The organism is Candidatus Thiosymbion oneisti, from assembly GCF_900092655.1.
GTDB lineage: Bacteria > Pseudomonadota > Gammaproteobacteria > Chromatiales > Chromatiaceae > Thiosymbion > Thiosymbion oneisti.
Genome location: NZ_FLUY01001786.1, coordinates 1 through 16,202 on the forward strand (window position 1 = coordinate 1; position 16,202 = coordinate 16,202).

Annotated in this window: 11 protein-coding genes; 6 read left to right on the forward strand and 5 right to left on the reverse strand. The window is 62.0% G+C overall.

All coding sequences use genetic code 11. The features are described from left to right. Positions 1 to 288: 288 nt before the first annotated feature. The 3 genes from BQ17_RS18970 to BQ17_RS18980 all read right to left on the reverse strand — a co-directional run bounded on the left by BQ17_RS18970 (position 289) and on the right by BQ17_RS18980 (position 3,630). Positions 289 to 1,038: a GNAT family N-acetyltransferase gene (locus BQ17_RS18970; protein ID WP_439645684.1), complete on the reverse strand. Its 750-nt coding sequence runs from the start codon at positions 1,036 to 1,038 to the stop codon at positions 289 to 291. A 163-nt stretch (positions 1,039 to 1,201) separates the two neighbouring features. Continuing rightward, positions 1,202 to 2,575, reverse strand: coding sequence for a YeeE/YedE thiosulfate transporter family protein (locus BQ17_RS18975; RefSeq protein ID WP_089729808.1), 1,374 nt, complete (start codon positions 2,573 to 2,575; stop codon positions 1,202 to 1,204). Positions 2,576 to 2,649: 74 nt separating this feature from the next. After that, positions 2,650 to 3,630 carry an MBL fold metallo-hydrolase gene (locus tag BQ17_RS18980; RefSeq protein ID WP_089729810.1) on the reverse strand — a complete coding sequence of 327 codons (981 nt, stop codon included), beginning with the start codon at positions 3,628 to 3,630 and terminating at the stop codon, positions 2,650 to 2,652. A 1,010-nt stretch (positions 3,631 to 4,640) separates the two neighbouring features. Here BQ17_RS18980 and BQ17_RS18985 point away from each other — a divergent pair. The 6 genes from BQ17_RS18985 to BQ17_RS19010 all read left to right on the forward strand — a co-directional run bounded on the left by BQ17_RS18985 (position 4,641) and on the right by BQ17_RS19010 (position 14,491). Continuing rightward, entirely contained in the window at positions 4,641 to 7,775 is a 3,135-nt protein-coding gene (locus BQ17_RS18985; RefSeq protein ID WP_089729811.1) for an efflux RND transporter permease subunit, read from the forward strand. Further along, entirely contained in the window at positions 7,765 to 8,328 is a 564-nt protein-coding gene (locus BQ17_RS18990) for an efflux RND transporter periplasmic adaptor subunit (protein ID WP_141699379.1), read from the forward strand. Before BQ17_RS18985 ends, BQ17_RS18990 begins: the two co-directional genes overlap by 11 nt. Positions 8,329 to 8,458: 130 nt before the next feature. Continuing rightward, positions 8,459 to 11,605: an efflux RND transporter permease subunit gene (locus tag BQ17_RS18995; RefSeq protein WP_089729815.1), complete on the forward strand. Its 3,147-nt coding sequence runs from the start codon at positions 8,459 to 8,461 to the stop codon at positions 11,603 to 11,605. 536 nt (positions 11,606 to 12,141) lie between these two features. Then, complete coding sequence (locus tag BQ17_RS19000; RefSeq protein WP_218068356.1) at positions 12,142 to 12,345, forward strand: hypothetical protein; 204 nt, start codon at positions 12,142 to 12,144, stop codon at positions 12,343 to 12,345. Positions 12,346 to 12,638: 293 nt separating this feature from the next. Next, a complete protein-coding gene (locus BQ17_RS19005; RefSeq protein WP_141699380.1) occupies positions 12,639 to 13,295 on the forward strand; it encodes a hypothetical protein in 657 nt (218 codons plus the stop codon). 65 nt (positions 13,296 to 13,360) lie between these two features. Beyond that, positions 13,361 to 14,491 (forward strand): glycosyltransferase family 4 protein, encoded by a 1,131-nt coding sequence (locus BQ17_RS19010; protein ID WP_089729820.1) that lies wholly within the window; start codon positions 13,361 to 13,363, stop codon positions 14,489 to 14,491. Between the two features lie 341 nt (positions 14,492 to 14,832). Here BQ17_RS19010 and BQ17_RS19015 read toward each other — a convergent pair whose 3' ends face one another. Next, on the reverse strand, positions 14,833 to 15,687 hold the full coding sequence (locus tag BQ17_RS19015; protein ID WP_089729823.1) for a hypothetical protein: 855 nt from the start codon (positions 15,685 to 15,687) through the stop codon (positions 14,833 to 14,835). Positions 15,688 to 15,922: 235 nt separating this feature from the next. Then, positions 15,923 to 16,153 carry a FitA-like ribbon-helix-helix domain-containing protein gene (locus BQ17_RS19020; protein WP_089729824.1) on the reverse strand — a complete coding sequence of 77 codons (231 nt, stop codon included), beginning with the start codon at positions 16,151 to 16,153 and terminating at the stop codon, positions 15,923 to 15,925. Positions 16,154 to 16,202 lie beyond the last annotated feature (49 nt).

Below are 16,202 nucleotides of genomic sequence, written 5' to 3' on the forward strand. Positions count from 1 at the left end.
TCGGCTGGCTCCCCACGCTCCAGCGTGGGAGCAGATCCCGACGCTCCAGCGTCGATTAAGCGCCTCGGTAGGCTAACGGCCAACGCCGATCAGCACAGAGGGGCTGAGTCCGCGGGAGCGGACAAGACGGCGTGAGCGTGAACCGCCAGGATGGTGATAGGCTGGCGGCAATCACACACTGTTTGTTGTGGCAATTGAGAAATTAACCCATAACCCATTGAAATAAATGGAAACTGAAGTGCCGCCAGCCGCCCCGGTGAGATATGTGGGTTGAGACTCGGCATGCTGTCAAGGCCGGTCGGCGCGTTCCATGAAATGGCGGGAATACGCAGGATCGAGGTCGTTCATATCGAGCAGCATCAACACGTCGGCGACCCCGAAATCCGCATCGCGGTAAGGCTCGCCACACGCCTTGGCACCCAAACGCACGTAAGCCTTGAGGAGCGGGGGAAGGGGGGCATCCAGCACATCGTTCGGTACGGGAGAGGCCCGTAAAGGTATCCGCGGGGTCACCCGGATCTCAGGGGCCGCCATGGCCTGATGGCGCAGGCGGTTCATGATTGCCGTCGCTTGCATGTCCTGTTCCCCCAACGGCAGACTGGCGCAGCCGAACAGGTAATCGTACCCGTGCAGATTGACGAAGCTGGCCAGACCGGACCAGAGTACTGCGATCGCAGCGCCCTGGCGGTACTCGGAGGCGATACAGGTACGGCCTACCTCCAGCATCCGGCCCGGCAGTGCCCGAATGGCCCTCAGATCAAACTCGTTCTCCGAGTAGAAACGCCCGATAAGAGCCGCGTTCCGATCGGTGAGGAGGCGGGCACAACCCACTACGCGGCCGGTTTCGGATTCGCGTACCAACAGGTGCCGGCAATAGGGGTCGAATTCATCGCTATCCAGGCCGGTCTCGCCACCTTTCAAGGTCACCCCCCATTCCTCGCCGAAGATCCGGTAGCGTAGGGCCTGGGCCTCCCGGACATCGTCCGCTCCGCGGGCAAGCTCCACGAACAGGCGGCTGCTATGCTTGATGGACGACACCGACGCGCTCAACCCCACTGCGTACCCTCGGAACAAACCAAATCATAGAGAGGATACTCGTGCCTTGTTTCGAACCTGGGTCCGACTCATGAGGAAAGGATGACAGGAGATTTGGATACGATTTTGCAACCAATCCTGTCTCGTGTCGAGGCTCGGCGCCCAATCAGCCGGTACCCATCTCCGGTTTATAGACCAAGTCATCGGTGTTCTTAAGCATGATCTCCTTGAACCCGACCCCGAGGAAACGCCGACCGGCATCGAAGCTCAGGACCAGGATCCCGATGAGCACCAGGCTGTAGGCGATACTCCAGACCTCCTCGCTACCCCCGAGGGTGGAGGCGGCCCATTCCGCAACCGTGATGTAGTCGGTAAGACCGTCCGCCAGCAGCAGCCCATCGATCTGCTCCCGGAACAGGGTGTAGGGTATATAGCCGATAAAGAATCCGGGCAGTGCCGCCAAGGCCGTCATGTACCCGAGTCCGAGGCGCGCGTAGGTGCGCACCTCGCAGCCGACCATGAATACGGCGCCCACGGCGAGCAGGGGGCCGCCCACGAGGTGGCCCCAATAGAGCCCCTGCTCCCCCGCCGCATTCGGGATACTACCTTTACCCAACAGCCAAGCACCCAGAATATAGAGGTTGAACAACACAATGGCGGCCATGAATCCCTGGAGCGGCAGCATGCTGCGGAACATGCGGAAGGTGCAGAGTGGAACCCCCTGGGCACGGGAGGTCTCCTGCTGCATGAAGACCGACTCGGGCGCCATCACGGAGCACTCGGTACCGAAGCCGCACTTGGCGATACCGATGCCGAGCAGGATCCCCGGCGCTGCCAGCCAGATCACTTCCGACCAGCCGATCTGACTCACCGCCCCCTGGATAGCATCCCCGAAAACGGCCAAGACCAGCGGCACCCCGAGAAAGACGATCAGTATCCCGTTCATGAGCCAGCGGGCCGGATCGCGCCACGGGCTGTAGTCCGGGTCGTAACAGGGATTATGGTGCTCGGGGTGGCAGTAGCAATGGGCCGCGATCTCCCTTGTCTCCTGGTGCCGGAAGTAGCCTCCCAAGCCGGTCCGGAGGGCGAATCGGAAGGCCAGGAACGCAAAGGGGATCCCGCTCAGGAGCACGACCCAGGAGGCAATGCTCATGGCGGGGATACCGCCGACGAAGTGATGGGTGGTACATCCCGCGGCAAGCCGGGTGCCGAATGAGAACAGCAGACCGCCGATGAAGGCGAGCGCAAGCATTTTCCAGTCATAGCGCACCCAACTGCGCATCTCCCCCTCACCGAGACCCACGAGCCGGGCCCCGAGCAAGGCGCCGATAATAGTCCAGTGGATTCCGGGCTCGTAAACCCGGCCGACCCAGTCCAGACCTAAGAGCTGCTCGCTCGCCGCATACATCTGGGCAAAGCCGGTGGTAACCACGATAAAGTCGTAATGGTCCGAGTGGATGTAGTAGAGGATTTCCGCGATCCCGACCAACACCCCACCCAACCAAAAAGGCCATTGTTGCCTGATCAATTTTGAAATCATCTGTTCATCTCGTTTGAAATCATCTGCTCATCTCGCGGGACTCGACACCTACTAAGCTCGCCGGGCCGGTAAGTTCAAGCATTGGCCTTCTCGGCCGCCTGCTTGGCCCGCCGCGCCAGCCACACCTCCAGCCCCTGGGCATTGAGGGCAATGTCGACCTCGAGGACGGCGCGGATTCGGGACTCGTCCAGTGCGCAGCCCTGGCGCCGGGTGCGGCCAAGCAGCTGCTCCGCGACACCTGCTCGCAGCCGTTCGCTACGCCCTGCCTGCTCATTGCCTTCCTCCGCTAACGCCAGCTCGGTGAAGTCACGGATACTTCGGCGTAGCTCCTCTTCCAACGCTTGGGGGTCATCAAGGCGCCCGTAGTGGGTCAGATAGACGGCCTTGGGGTTGTAGCCCATGAGTCTGTCCAGGCTCTTCTGCCAGGCAGCGGGATCGAAAGCGACCGGGGTGGTAGGGGCAAACAGGAAAGGACCGTCGGGCGTGTGGAGCTCCGGGTAGGCGATGCCGAAGGTATCACCCGTAAACCAGCCGCGGGTGTGCTCGTCGAAGATACAGCCGTGGTGGTTGGCGTGCCCCGGGGTGTCGATAAAGGTCAGCGGACGCCCGTTGAGGTCGATCACCAGCGAGTCCTCCGCCACCATGACGCGCTCCGCGGGGATCGGCGTCAGGGTGTCGAAGTGCCGAGCGAACTCCTCCGCCCCATAAACGGCGGTAGCTCCGGCCACCAGCTTGGAGGGATCCAGCATGTGGTCCGCACCCTTGGGATGGACCACCAGCCGGGCCTTGGGGCAGCGGGCCATGAGGTCACCGGCGCCGCCCGCATGATCCAGGTGCACATGGGTAGGGATGACATAATCGACGGCCTCCGGCGTGAGCCCGAGGGCGGAAACCAGGGCCAGCATGCGGGGCACCGAGCGCGCGGTGCCGGTTTCCACGAACGCCAGGCGATCGCCCGCGCGGATCAGATAGCAGGCAGCCAGGCCAGGGCGGTACAAGCCGGTCTCGATGCAATAGATACCAGCGGCGACTTCTTCGTAGTGGGATTCGTTCATGGTTAAGATACCTGTAAGCGGGTCGGGGTTGTGTATGAAATCCTGGCCATCACCGCTGAGAATATGGTCCGGATTGCGATGTTGCGGATCACGGTTGCCAAGTGTGTATAAAGTTTAACCAGACAACTTCTGGAGGACCTGGTGATCCGCCTGGATCCGCTGCTGTCCGTTTCGCCTCCTGTTTTGTATGCCCGGCGCTGTTTCGGGCTGGCAGGCACCTGCCCATGCCCAGTGCGGCAGCACCCGCCGCAAGCTCCTGAAGATCGGTGCACAACGGCGTATCCGTGTGCGCCGAATCTGGAACTCGTTCTCGCAGAGCTACCCTGATGCTGACCGGTTTCGCCACACCCTGAACAACCTGCGTGCCCCACCGCTGGTGACAATCTTCGCACAGCATGGATACGCCGGAACCGGGTGTATTTCATTGCTATGAGTCAGGAAATACGCCTTGCCCTGTTTTTTTGATCGTTTGTTCTATACTTGGTTTGATTTACAATTGTAACTGGGCAGGAGGAGGTTTCACTTCCATACTGAGAAGCTGTCTGGTTAAAAGCAATCCTGAATTGTTTGGCGCTGTTTGGGGGACTTGACATGTTGCGTTCGACGCCCAACGGCTCATTGGTCCACGGCCAGGCCAGTGCCAGCGTCTTAACGCAACCTACACCCATATGATCCACCTCACTGCACGCGCGGACCTCGCCTACTAAGTGTAGGTTGCATGGCGTAACGCAACACGACGCTAGGCTCCGTTCTAACCAGATAGCTTCTGAGACGAAACATGTGAAGAGCCGTACGCATGGTTCGATGGGCACATGGGGGTCGCGGTCCCCTCTACCCGATCGATCTTGCGGTGCCACGTCGCTATCGGGGTCGCTACCGGGTACGAGTAATCGGCATCGGGGCCAGGAATCCACGGGTAGCGGCATATCTTCACCAGAACCGTAGGTTGATTTCTTGACGGGGTTGTTGGATTTCATCCGCCAGAGTGTTTGGCGAAGGAGTGTGAGCTTATGTTCCGGTTCTTAGTTCGATCCAGTCTGAGGCTGCGTTTCTTGTTCCTGGTAGCCGCCGTGGCCTTGATTACCATCGGTTTCGCAAAGCGAGGAGATTTGCCGACCGATCTGTTGCCTGAATTCTCACCACCGATCGTCCAGATCCAGACCGAGGCCCTGGGGCTGTCGGCCGCCGAGGTCGAGCAGCTGATCACGGTCCCACTAGAAGCGGACCTGCTCAACGGGGTCGCCTGGCTGGATAGGATTCGCTCCGAATCCATTCCATCCGTGTCATCCATCGAGCTGATCTTCCAGCCCGGTACCGACCTCATGGAGGCGCGGCAGATGGTGCAGGAGAAGCTGACCCAGGCCCATGGCCTGCCTAACGTCTCCAAGGCACCGGTGATGCTGCAGCCGGTCTCGTCCACCAGCCGCGTACTTAAGGTCGGGCTGCGCTCGGACGAGCTGTCGCTGATCGAGATGTCGGTATTGGCCCGGTGGAACATCCGCCCCCGCCTGATGGGGGTGCCCGGCGTCGCGCATGTCTCGATCTGGGGCCAGCGCAAGCGTCAGCTTCAGGTCCACGTGGACCCGGATCGGATCAAGGAGGCGGACGTGGGCCTGCGTGATGTGGTCGCGACCACCGGTAACGCGCTCTGGGTCTCACCGCTGAGCTTTCTCGATGCGGCCTATCCGGGTACGGGCGGATTCATCGATACGCCCAACCAGCGCCTAGGGGTGCGTCACGTCCTTCCCATCGTTTCGCCGGAGGGCCTGTCCAAGGTCACCATCGAAGGCAAGGACCAGCGCCTCGGAGATGTGGTCGAGGTGGTCGAGAGTCATCAGCCCCTGATCGGAGACGCCATCGTCGGTAACGACAGCGGCATCATGCTGGTCATCGAGAAGTTCCCCTGGGCCAACACCCTCGATGTTACCCGCGGGGTAGAGAAGGCCCTCGATGACCTGCGGCCCGGACTTACGGGCGTCGAGATCGACACCGAGATCTTCCGTCCCGCGAGCTTCATCGAGGATGCCGTCGATAACCTGAACACGGCAGTGACGATCGGCATCCTGCTGGCGGCGATCACGCTCTTGCTGTTCTTCCTCGACTGGCGGATGACCCTGATCGTGGTCATATCCACCGCGACTTCCCTCATGGTGGTCTGGTTTGTGCTGTTCCTCACCGGCGCTAGGCTGGACATCCTGGTCTTGACGGGGATCATGACGGCGGCAGGCGTCATCGTGCACGACGCCGTCCTGGATACGCATGCCATCCGCCACCGCCTTGCCGGTGAGCGACCGGAGGGCAAGGGGGTCTGGACGGCCATCCTCGATGCGGCTTCCGAGATGCGGGGGACCATGGCCTCCGCCACCCTGGTCGTCTTGCTGCTGGTGCTGCCGTTCCTCTTCGTTTCCGGGGTCCTGGGTGCGTTCTTCCACTCGGTCGGTCTGTATTACGCGATCGCGGTCGTCGCCTCGCTGGCCGTCACCTTGCTCTTGACCCCGGCGTTGTGCCTGTTGATCCTCCCCAAGGACCCCCGTGAGATCCGGCATTCCCCACTCTCGAAGGCACTGCAGGGATCGACCAAGAAGATCGCCGAGGGCTTTTCCGCCGCCTCCGGCAAGGTCTATGCCATTGCGGGTGTCGCCCTGCTCGCGGTGGCGGTGGGCATCCCGTTCGTGCATTCGGATCAATTGGTCCCCGAGTTTCGGGAACGTGACCTGTTGATCCAGTGGAACGCCAAGCCGGGCACGTCCCAGCCGGCCATGAGCCGCATTACCGGTGAGTTGGTGCGGGAGTTGGGCGAGATTCCGGGGATCGACAACGTCGGCGCCCATGTCGGCCGTGCGGTGACCTCCGACCTGATCGTCGGGATCAACGCCTCCCAGGTCTGGGCCAATGTGGATCCGGAGGCAGACTACAACGCCACACTGGCGGCAGTGGAGTCGACCATTGACGGTTATCCGGGGCTCGATGTGGATCTGACCACCTACTCGGAAGAGCGCATCGCCGCGGTCCGGGTCGAGGAGGACGACAAGCTCGTGGTGCGGGTCTATGGGCAGGACACCGATGTCTTGGCGCGGGAGGCCCAGAAGGTCAAGGATGTGCTGGGTAACATCGAGGGTATCGCCGAGCTCGAGATCAAGGGTACCCCGATCGAGCCGACAGTGGAGATCCAAGTAGACCTGGAGCGCGCGCAGGAGTACGGCATCAAGCCGGGTGATGTGCGACGGGCCGCCGCGACCCTGCTCTCGGGCTTGGAGGTGGGGAGCCTGTTCGAAGAAAAGAAGGTCTTCGACGTCGTGGTTTGGGGTACGCCGGATACCCGTTCCAGCCTGTCCGACATTAAGAATCTCTTGATCGAAACCCCGACCGGGCAATACATCCGGCTCAAGCAGGTCGCGGATGTGGGTATCAAGCCCCATCCGACCGTGATCCGTCGCGAGGGCGTAGCGCGCTATGTGGATGTGGAGGCCGACATCTTCGGGCGCGGGATCGCCGAGGTGGCCAATGAGATCCAGACCCGTCTCGAGGCCTATTCCTTCCCCCTGGAGTACCACGCGGAGGTCCTGGGCGACTACCGGTTCTTCGCCGCCGGGAAGCAGCAGGTCCTGGCCGCGGTCCTCACCGCGCTGATCGGTATTTTCCTGGTGATCCAGGCGGCCTTGCGCAGCTGGCGGTTGGCCGCAGTCCTGGTGCTGAGTCTGCCGGTCTCGGTGCTCGGCGGGATCCTGGTGGTGCTGCTCGCCGGTGCTGAGTTCTCACTCGGCTCACTCCTGGGTCTGCTGTTGGTCACGGCCTTGGCCGCGCGGCTCGCCATCAAGCTGTACCTGCACTTCGAGTATCTGGAGCGCCGGGAGGGGCTAGCCTTCGGTGCGGAGCTGGTGGCCCGCGGCACCTTTGAAAATGCCATCCCCGCCGTCGCCGCCATCCTGGTCACCGCCGCCGCTTTGCTGCCGTTCGCCTTGCTGCATAACAGTGCCGGTATGGAGATTGCCGGACCCTTGGCCGGCGCCGCACTCGGCGGATTGGTAACCACCCTGGGGATGACCCTGTTCGTGCTGCCCTTGCTGTATCTCGGCTTCGGGACCGAGGCCAGGTCCGAAGAGGATTTCGAGAACCTGCTGGAGGCCGTTCCCGATGAAAAGTGATCCGTTGAAGGCAAGGCGTATGGGCGCGACCGGCGGGGACCTGCGTGGTCCCCGGGTCGCGGACGGGCCAAGCAATGGGCAATTTCGGAACCGAACAGGAGAGTACAAGATGAAAATGCAGCGCTTCAATCGATGGATGACGATGGCAGCAATTCCGGCAACCGCCCTGTTGCTCGCCGGGTGTGGGGACTCGTCCCACGATGCGGAACACCACAAGATCCACCCGGCAACCGTGGAGCCCAGCGGGGATTCGGGCATTAGCCGGATCACCTTGACCGACCGGGCGGCGGAGCGTCTGGGCATTCAGCTGGCCGAGGTGACCCGGCAGGGTGACCGGCTCGTCGCCCCCTACGGCGCGCTGCTCTATGACGCCGGGGGCGGCGAGTGGGTCTACGCCAGCCCCCAGCCCATGGTCTTTAAACGGGCCAGGGTCGAGGTCGACCGCATCGAGGGCGATCAGCTCTACCTGCACACGGGTCCCGAGCCCGGCACCCAGGTCGTGATCGTCGGCGCGCCCGAGCTGTTCGGGGCCGAGTTCGAGATCGGGCATTAGTATGGAAGATTTAGCCGCAAATGAACGCAAAAAACGCAAATTCGGAATCGATTCAATTTGCGTCCATTTGCGTTTATTTGCGGCTAAAAAATGTCAACAGCCCCTGGATCCATCCACGGAGGACTGAGCCATGATGCGCTGGCTGGTTGGGACCAGTCTGAGGTTCCGGTTTATCGTCATCGCCATCGCGGCCGCGATGGTGTTCTTCGGTGTCGGGCGCCTGCGCCAGATGCCGGTCGATGTCTTCCCTGAGTTCGCACCGCCGATGGTGGAGATTCAGACCCCCTGTCTGGGTCTGACCCCCGAGGAGGTGGAGGACCTGGTGACCGTCCCGCTGGAAGAGGCACTGGCCGGCGTGGACGGGCTGGACGTGATGCGCTCCAGGTCCGTGCCCCAGCTGTCGGCGGTCAAGCTGATCTTCAAGCCCGGCACCGACCTGCTGCATGCCCGCCAGGTGGTGCAGGAACGGGTGGATATGGTCACGCCCTCGATCCCGGCCTGGGCCAGTCCGCCGGTCATGGTGCCGCCCTTGTCGGCCACCAGCCGCACCATGAAGATCGGCCTCTCTTCACAGGAGCACTCGGTCATCGACCTGTCGATGATCGCCTACTGGAAGATCCGCCAGAAGCTCCTGGACGTGGAGGGGGTGGCGAACGTCGCCATCTGGGGTGAGCGCCTGCAGATGCTCCAGGTCCAAGTGGACCCGGCGCGTCTCAAAGAGAACGGCGTCACCCTGAACCAGGTCATGAAGACCACGGCGGACGCGCTGGACTCCGGCCTGCTGCCCTGGTCCGATGGGGCCGTGGTAGGCACCGGCGGCTTCATCGATACCCCGAATCAGCGCCTCCACATCCGCCACATCTTGCCGATTCTGAGCCCGGAGGACCTGGCGGAGCTGCCCATCAAGGATACCGGCGGCGAGGTGCTGCGCCTGGGTGACGTGGCGGAGGTCCTGGAGGACCACCAGCCGATGATCGGCGACGGGATCATCAACGACGAGGTGGGGCTGCTGCTGATCGTCGAGAAGTTCCCCTGGGCCAACACCCTGGACGTCAGCCTGGGGGTCGAGGAGGTCCTGGCCAAGATCAAACCGGGGCTACCCGGCATCGAGATCGATCACGAGATCTTCCGCCCGGCCACCTTCATCGAGCTGTCCATCGAGAACCTGACCACGGCGCTCCTGATCGGCTGCGTCCTGGTGATCCTGATCCTCGGCGCCTTCCTGTGGGAGTGGCGGGTGGCCCTTATCAGCATCGTCGCCATTCCGCTGTCGCTGATCGCGGCCGGTATCGTGCTCTATTGGCAGGGGGCGACCATCAACACCATGGTCCTGGCCGGCTTCGTCATCGCCCTGGGGGCGGTGGTCGACGATGCCATCATCGGCATCGAGAACATCATGCGGCGTCTGCGTCAACACCGCGCGACTGGCAGTGCCTACTCGGCAGGCAGGATTATCCTCGACGCCACGATCGAGGTGCGGAGCGCGATCGTCTACGCCACCCTGATCGAGGTCGCCGCCTTGATCCCGGTGTTCTTCATGGAAGGGCTGTCCGGGGCCTTTTTCAAGCCCCTGGCCTGGGCCTATGTGCTGGCCATCTTCGCCTCCATGGTGGTGGCGCTGACGGTGACCCCGGCGCTGGGTTTCATCCTGCTCAGAAAGGCGCCCCTGGAGCGGCGTGAGTCGCCGCTCATCAAGCCCTTGCAGGCCGGCTACGGTCGGGTGATGTCCGGACTCCTCAAGACCCCGGTCATCGCCTATTCCACCCTGGGCGTCATGTTTCTCGCCGGGATCCTGATCGTACCCCAGCTCGGTCAGTCCCTGTTGCCGTCCTTCAAGGAGCGGGACTTCCTGATGCACTGGCTGACTAAGCCCGGCACTTCCTGGCCGGAGATGAACCGGATCACCATCCAATCCAGCAAGGAGTTGCGCGCGATCCCAGGGGTTCGCAACTTCGGCGCCCACATCGGTCAGGCCCTCATCATGGACGAGGTGGTCGGCATCTACTTCGGGGAGAACTGGGTCAGCGTCGATCCCGCCGTGGACTATGACGAGACGGTAGCTAAGATCCAGGAAGTCGTCGACGGCTATCCGGGGCTCTATCGCGACGTGCTGACCTACCTCAAGGAGCGCATTCGGGAGGTGCTGACGGGGGCCCACGAGGCCATCACGGTACGCATCTTCGGCCACGACCTGCACGTGCTGCGCGAGCAGGCCGAGGCGGTCGAGGCGGCCCTGAAAGGTACCCCCGGACTCAAAGAGCTGCACGTCTCGCTGCAGACCGAGCAGCCCCAGATCGACGTGGAAGTGGATCTGGAGAAGGCGCAGCAGTACGGGCTCAAGCCGGGTGATGTCCGCCGTGCGGCGGGAGTCATCGTCGCCGGTCTGGAGGTCGGCGATATCTTCCGCGGCGGCAAGGCCTACGATGTACAGATCTGGGGCGTTCCCGAGGTGCGCAACAGTGTGACCGACATCGAGAACCTGCTGCTCGACACCCCCAGCGGCGAGCAGGTGCGACTGGCCGATGTAGCACGGGTTGAGATTAAACCGACACCCAATGTGGTCAAACGCGAGAATATGCAACGGCGCATCGACGTCGGCGGCAATGTGGAGGAAGGCGTTGCCTTGAGCACCGTGGCCGAGGAAGTCGCGCGGCGCCTCGCAACCGTCGAGTTCCCGACCGGTTACTACCCGGTGCTGCTCGGCGAATATGCGGAGCGCCAGGCCGCGGAAGGACGCCTGCGGGTGTTTACCCTGTTGGCCGCTGCGATCATCCTCCTGCTCCTGCACACCTCATTCAAGCGTTGGACGCTGGCGCTGATGGCCTTTCTGGCCTTCCCCACCGCCTTGGTCGGCGGCATCATCGCCGCCTACATGGGCGGCGGCATCGTCTCCCTCGGCTCCCTGGTGGGCTTCCTTACGGTACTCGGTATTGCTGCCCGCAACGGCATCATGATGATCAGCCACTTCCAACACCTGGAGCTGCATGAGGGTGAGACCTTCAGTATTGATCTCATCATGCGCGGTGCGCGGGAACGGTTGGCACCGATCCTGATGACGGCGCTCACCACCGGGCTGGCCCTGCTGCCCCTCGTTATCGCCGGGGACATCGCCGGGCACGAGATCGAGTACCCCATGGCCGTGGTCATCCTCGGGGGATTGGTCACCTCGACCTTGCTCAACCTGTTCGTGATCCCGGCGCTCTACCTGCGCTTCGGCAAGGGCTCCACACGGGCACCGGAACGGATCGGAAGGGAACCGGCACCGGTTGCCGGTTGATTTGGAGTACGGGTCTCGCCTGCGAAGCAGAGTAGGATGTGGTGAGCCGGCGGGCAGGGATGCCCGCGGCGAACTGCATCAGAACAGCCATGAGCCCGCGTAGGATGGGCAAAGCAAGCGTCCATCAAACCGATCTTGAGGTTTCGGTCATTCCGCGGCGGTTTCCGCACCGCGGCTGTTCGTCAGGATGCACCAAGCGAAGCGTGCCCATCGATCCATCCGTTGGGCACGGCGCGATATGGGCTATCGGCTCGAGCGTCGGCTCAGCAGTGCGCGCCTTTGCCCAACCTACGCTACTACGTTGGGGCTTTTCAACGACTGATCTCTGTTGAACACCAAATCCAAATTGGAATAGGCTGTAGCCTCGGAATGGGACGACTTCCCAGGTACGATTCATCAAATCCCTTTATAACCTTCCTTGGGTTTCCCTTGTAATATAACTCCATATATGGGTAAACCGATTTCCTGGGCGGAGTCGAAAAACGAGCAACTACGCCGTCGGCATGGGATAGGTATTCGAGGAGGTCGTCATCGCCTTGGGACAAGGACGGTTACTCGACCATCGGGAACATCCGAATCGGGATCGATACGGACATCAGAAGCAGCTGGTGGTCGAAATAGGAGGTTATGCCTACGTGGTCTCCTATGTCGAAGACCACAAAAAGCGGTTTTTCAAGACGTTTTTCCCCAGCCGCAAAGATACCCGTGACTATTTACTGACACCCGGCAGCCATGAGTAAACCAAAATTACCGCGGGTCTTAACACGCGAAGACTTTGACAGCGACGAGGAATTCGCGCTCTACCAATCGAGTGAGGCGGGAGAATGGGTCTCTACCCGAGACCGGAACCTACAGCGGCAGGGATGGAAGAAATCGGCGCTACGGACGATGAATGGGACTCGATCGCGCGGTTCCCGTGCGGTGCCGCAACGGAATCTTTTGTAGGTATTCAAGCCCACGTAGGGCGGGAAAGCGCAGCGCATCCCGCCAAAAGCCTTTTGTAGGTATCGAGATGCGACCACAGCTTCCTATTGTGGCAGTAGTCACATGTGCGCTTGCCTCAGCCGGCTTGGTTCAGGCCGACGACCGATTCGACACGGCCAAGCTCTATCTGGAGCGGAACGTGGCCGACGGCGATGCCGAGGTCGTCATTGAGGCCAAAGGTGATGACGAGGGACTGTCGGTCCTGACCCTCGTAGCGCCGGACGGCCGCACGCTGGTCGACTTCCAGGTCCCCGAAGGCAAGCTCGGCATCCGATCCGTCAAGTTGGAATCCCCGGAGCCGGAGGACGATGGCCGCGTCCAGGCCGACTTTCCGGCGGGCGACTACGGCTTCACCGGTATCACCATGGACGGAGACCGGATAAGCGGCAGCGGTACCTTGAGCCACCGGTTGCCGCCGCCGGTATCCTTCCTCGTCCCGAAGGACGAGCAGGAGGACGTTCCGGCAGCCGGGTTGAAGGCGCAGTGGAAGCCGCTTGAAGGCATCGAGAAATACGTCTTGATCCTGGAGGACGAAGCGGCCGACCTGGCGATCGAAGCCGAGCTCCCCGGCAATGCGTTCTCATTTGAGATCCCGAACGGCTGGATGAAGCCGGATACGGACTACAAGCTGGCCGTCGGATCGGTCGCACCGGACGGCAATCGCTCATTCGTCGAGATCGAGTTCGAGACCGCTCAGACGCAATAGAGGGTCAATTCCGCGGCTGAAGAGCAGCGGTTGCCTGCCACGGCTCGACGCGGCTCGGGAGCGTCATGGCCCAGTCCGGTAGCGTCTTTCACCTGTTCCACTCCGCCGGTGTCGGCGGTATCGAGATCCACCTGCTGCAATTGGCCGCGGCCCAGCGTGAGCAGGGCTGGACGCCCAGGATACTGACCCAGCCCCGGGGTTGGCTCGCGGAACAGGCCTTCGATGCCGGGTTCGAGGTATTGCCCCTGCCCATGCGAGGGTTCTTCGATCCGCTATCGGCCCTACGCCTCGGCAGACTGATACGCCGCCATCGGCCCGACCTGTTGCATGCCCACGCCATGCGCGCCAGCCACTATGCGCGCCTTGCCAGGCGTTGGAACCAGGCGCCGGCCCTGGTGATGACCGCACATTCGACCAACTCCTGGAAGCACTTCGACCGCGCTGCCCCGATCATCTGCGTGAGTCGGGCGGTGGAGCGGGTGCTGTGCGCGCGTGGCCTGTCCAACCTGCACCTGATCTATCACGGCATCCCCGAAATCCCGCCCCAGCCGGCCGAATCGGTGGAAGAATCACCGCTCTTCCGTGGGCTTGCCGAGCGCAAACGTACCCAGGACCGCCTGGTACTACTCCAAGTCGGCCGTTTCATCCGCGACAAGGGACAGGACTGGCTGCTGGAAGAGCTCGCGGATCTGCCGCGGGAGCTAGCCGAGCGGGTATTGGTGCTGTTCGCCGGTGATTGGCGGGGAACCGACTATGGACGCGCCTGCCGGCATAGACTCGCCTCCAGCCCGCGTCTGAGGGAGATAGCGGTCTTGATCGGGCAAACGTCCATGGAGGCATTGAGCGCCTGGTACCGGCTGGCTGACGTGCTGGTCCTGCCCTCACGGCGGGAGGCCTTATCGTTAAGTCTGTTGGAGGCTGCACGCGCAGGGCTTCCGGCATTGGCCAGCGCGGTCGGCGGTATCCCCGAGTTGGTACGCGATGCCGAGAATGGGTACCTATTTCCCTGCGAAGACAGTGCGGCCTTCAGAGCCCAGCTGCAGCACTTGCTTGATCCCGCTCAGCGCCACGCCCTCGGGACCGCGGCCAGGACCCGCTTCCTGGAGCATTTCACCACGGAGCGCATGGCAAACCAGACCCTGGCGCTCTATCACCGGGTCCTCGACGGTGATGCCTCAAGTCCCGCCAGATCATAGACTCTTTTTGGAACAGGTCAGGCTGCTTTTAGTACCGGTTTTTCATCGCCTGAAGGGGTGGAATATGACCTAAGGCTTTCCGGCGAAGGTGTTGAATTGGCGACAGCTGAGGCCGCGTAGGGCGGATAAGCTTGCGCCATCCGCCGTATCCGGCTACCTCCGTCGCCCTGGCCTGACCCGACCGACGGGTTGCCATCCGGCGGGTGACGGCGCGCCCACCGCCGCGGCAATCGCAGCGCCTGGCGCACGCGCCTGACCCGCCCTACGGGCTCAGCGACGCCGGATCGGGAGATCCTTGGGGAATGCCGATCCGATCAGATTTCCCGCTTGCATTAAGAGCCTTATCGTTGCTGCGCCGGTTCGACCTTGCCGAAAATCTCCGGCAAGAACTTGACGGCGTTCGCTTCGATCCGTCGGGCCTCTTTTCGGACCTCTGCAAGTTCTTCTTCGGAGAGCTTCTCGACGCTGATCAGCTCCATCTGCTCCTGGGTGGTGTCGTCGCCGGAGAAACCGATCTTGATATTTCCGACGCCGCGGGCGTAGTACTTGTATTGGCGCGCGTTCGGTTCCTCTCGGTCATGTTCCGCAAAGACGATTACATCTTCAAAGGTGCCATAACCGGTCTCTACTTTGACGCCGGTCTTATGGACCATCGCGCGGTCGGTCCATGGCACATTGGGCGCCCAGCCTTGCGAGAATTCTGGGTCACCCAGCTTGGGGTCCGCCGGCATCATGATGCCTGCGTGTCCGTTGATGCCATGCAGCCATCCGGGAGTAGCATTTATCTTGCCATCTTCGTATTCCTCCGGGTATTGGCCGAGGTGCCAGATGGTGCCGTCGTTGGCCTGGGCGAAGAACACGATCTCGGCCTCCTCCAGCTCGCCGTCTTTGTAATCTCTATCCCAGTTGACTCTGGTCTCGACGCCGCCGATCACCTTGGTTAGATCCGTGACGACAAAGACGACCCGGTGCGGCTCGACAACCCCTTCCTCATCCACCGTGGTACCCTCCCATACTTGGCGTGTGCCGGGCTCGAGCGGAAACCAAGGATTGGCAATCTTGGTCGGGTTGCTGAATTTAGCTGAAGCGAAATCTTCGTATGGTTTCTGCTCCTCGCCGGAGACAGGCATGACCGAGGCAGCACTTACCAGGGCCAGTGCGGCAAACGTGGAAGGGTACGAGATTTGTCGATTCATTGGACGACTCCTGGGTATGAGTGATCGAGCGTTGTGCTCTGTGTTTGAAGCTAACTTGAATTGCGGCTAATTGCCCGGCGTCGGGGCCAGCCCGCGTAGCCATCCGCCGTATGCCAGCCATCTCCGTCGGATGGCGGTCAGGCTCCCTCCTGCGTCGGGACGGGGTCTGGCTTGACCCGATCTACGGGCTCCAGTACAAACCACTTCAGGGCGACGCTGGCGTCTATAACCAGGCTCAACGGTCGCGGTCCTCGCGGATGAGTGAGGTGCTGTCATCGGTCCAGCGGCCCTCCAGTGCTTGCGCCAGCGCCTCGGCCTTTGCCGTCAGCTCGGGGCGTGACGGGAGTGCGGCTAGGGTGAGGATTTGGCGCAGCTCGCCCTCAAGAGACCGATGGTTTCTCTTCGCGCGTTGTTTGAGACGGTTCAATACACCGTCGTCGAGATTACGAATAGCGACTTGTCCCATTTGATTTGGTCTCTGTTATCAGGATGACTCCAAAATGATAGCATGAATG

Coding starts and splice junctions, on each gene's coding strand:
- BQ17_RS18975 (WP_089729808.1), bottom strand. CDS start 2,575: ATGATTTCAAAATTGATCAGGCAACAATGGCCTTTTTGGTTGGGTGGG.
- BQ17_RS19010 (WP_089729820.1), top strand. CDS start 13,361: ATGGCCCAGTCCGGTAGCGTCTTTCACCTGTTCCACTCCGCCGGTGTC.
- BQ17_RS18985 (WP_089729811.1), top strand. CDS start 4,641: ATGTTCCGGTTCTTAGTTCGATCCAGTCTGAGGCTGCGTTTCTTGTTC.
- BQ17_RS18995 (WP_089729815.1), top strand. CDS start 8,459: ATGATGCGCTGGCTGGTTGGGACCAGTCTGAGGTTCCGGTTTATCGTC.
- BQ17_RS19015 (WP_089729823.1), bottom strand. CDS start 15,687: ATGAATCGACAAATCTCGTACCCTTCCACGTTTGCCGCACTGGCCCTG.
- BQ17_RS18990 (WP_141699379.1), top strand. CDS start 7,765: ATGAAAAGTGATCCGTTGAAGGCAAGGCGTATGGGCGCGACCGGCGGG.
- BQ17_RS18980 (WP_089729810.1), bottom strand. CDS start 3,630: ATGAACGAATCCCACTACGAAGAAGTCGCCGCTGGTATCTATTGCATC.
- BQ17_RS19020 (WP_089729824.1), bottom strand. CDS start 16,153: ATGGGACAAGTCGCTATTCGTAATCTCGACGACGGTGTATTGAACCGT.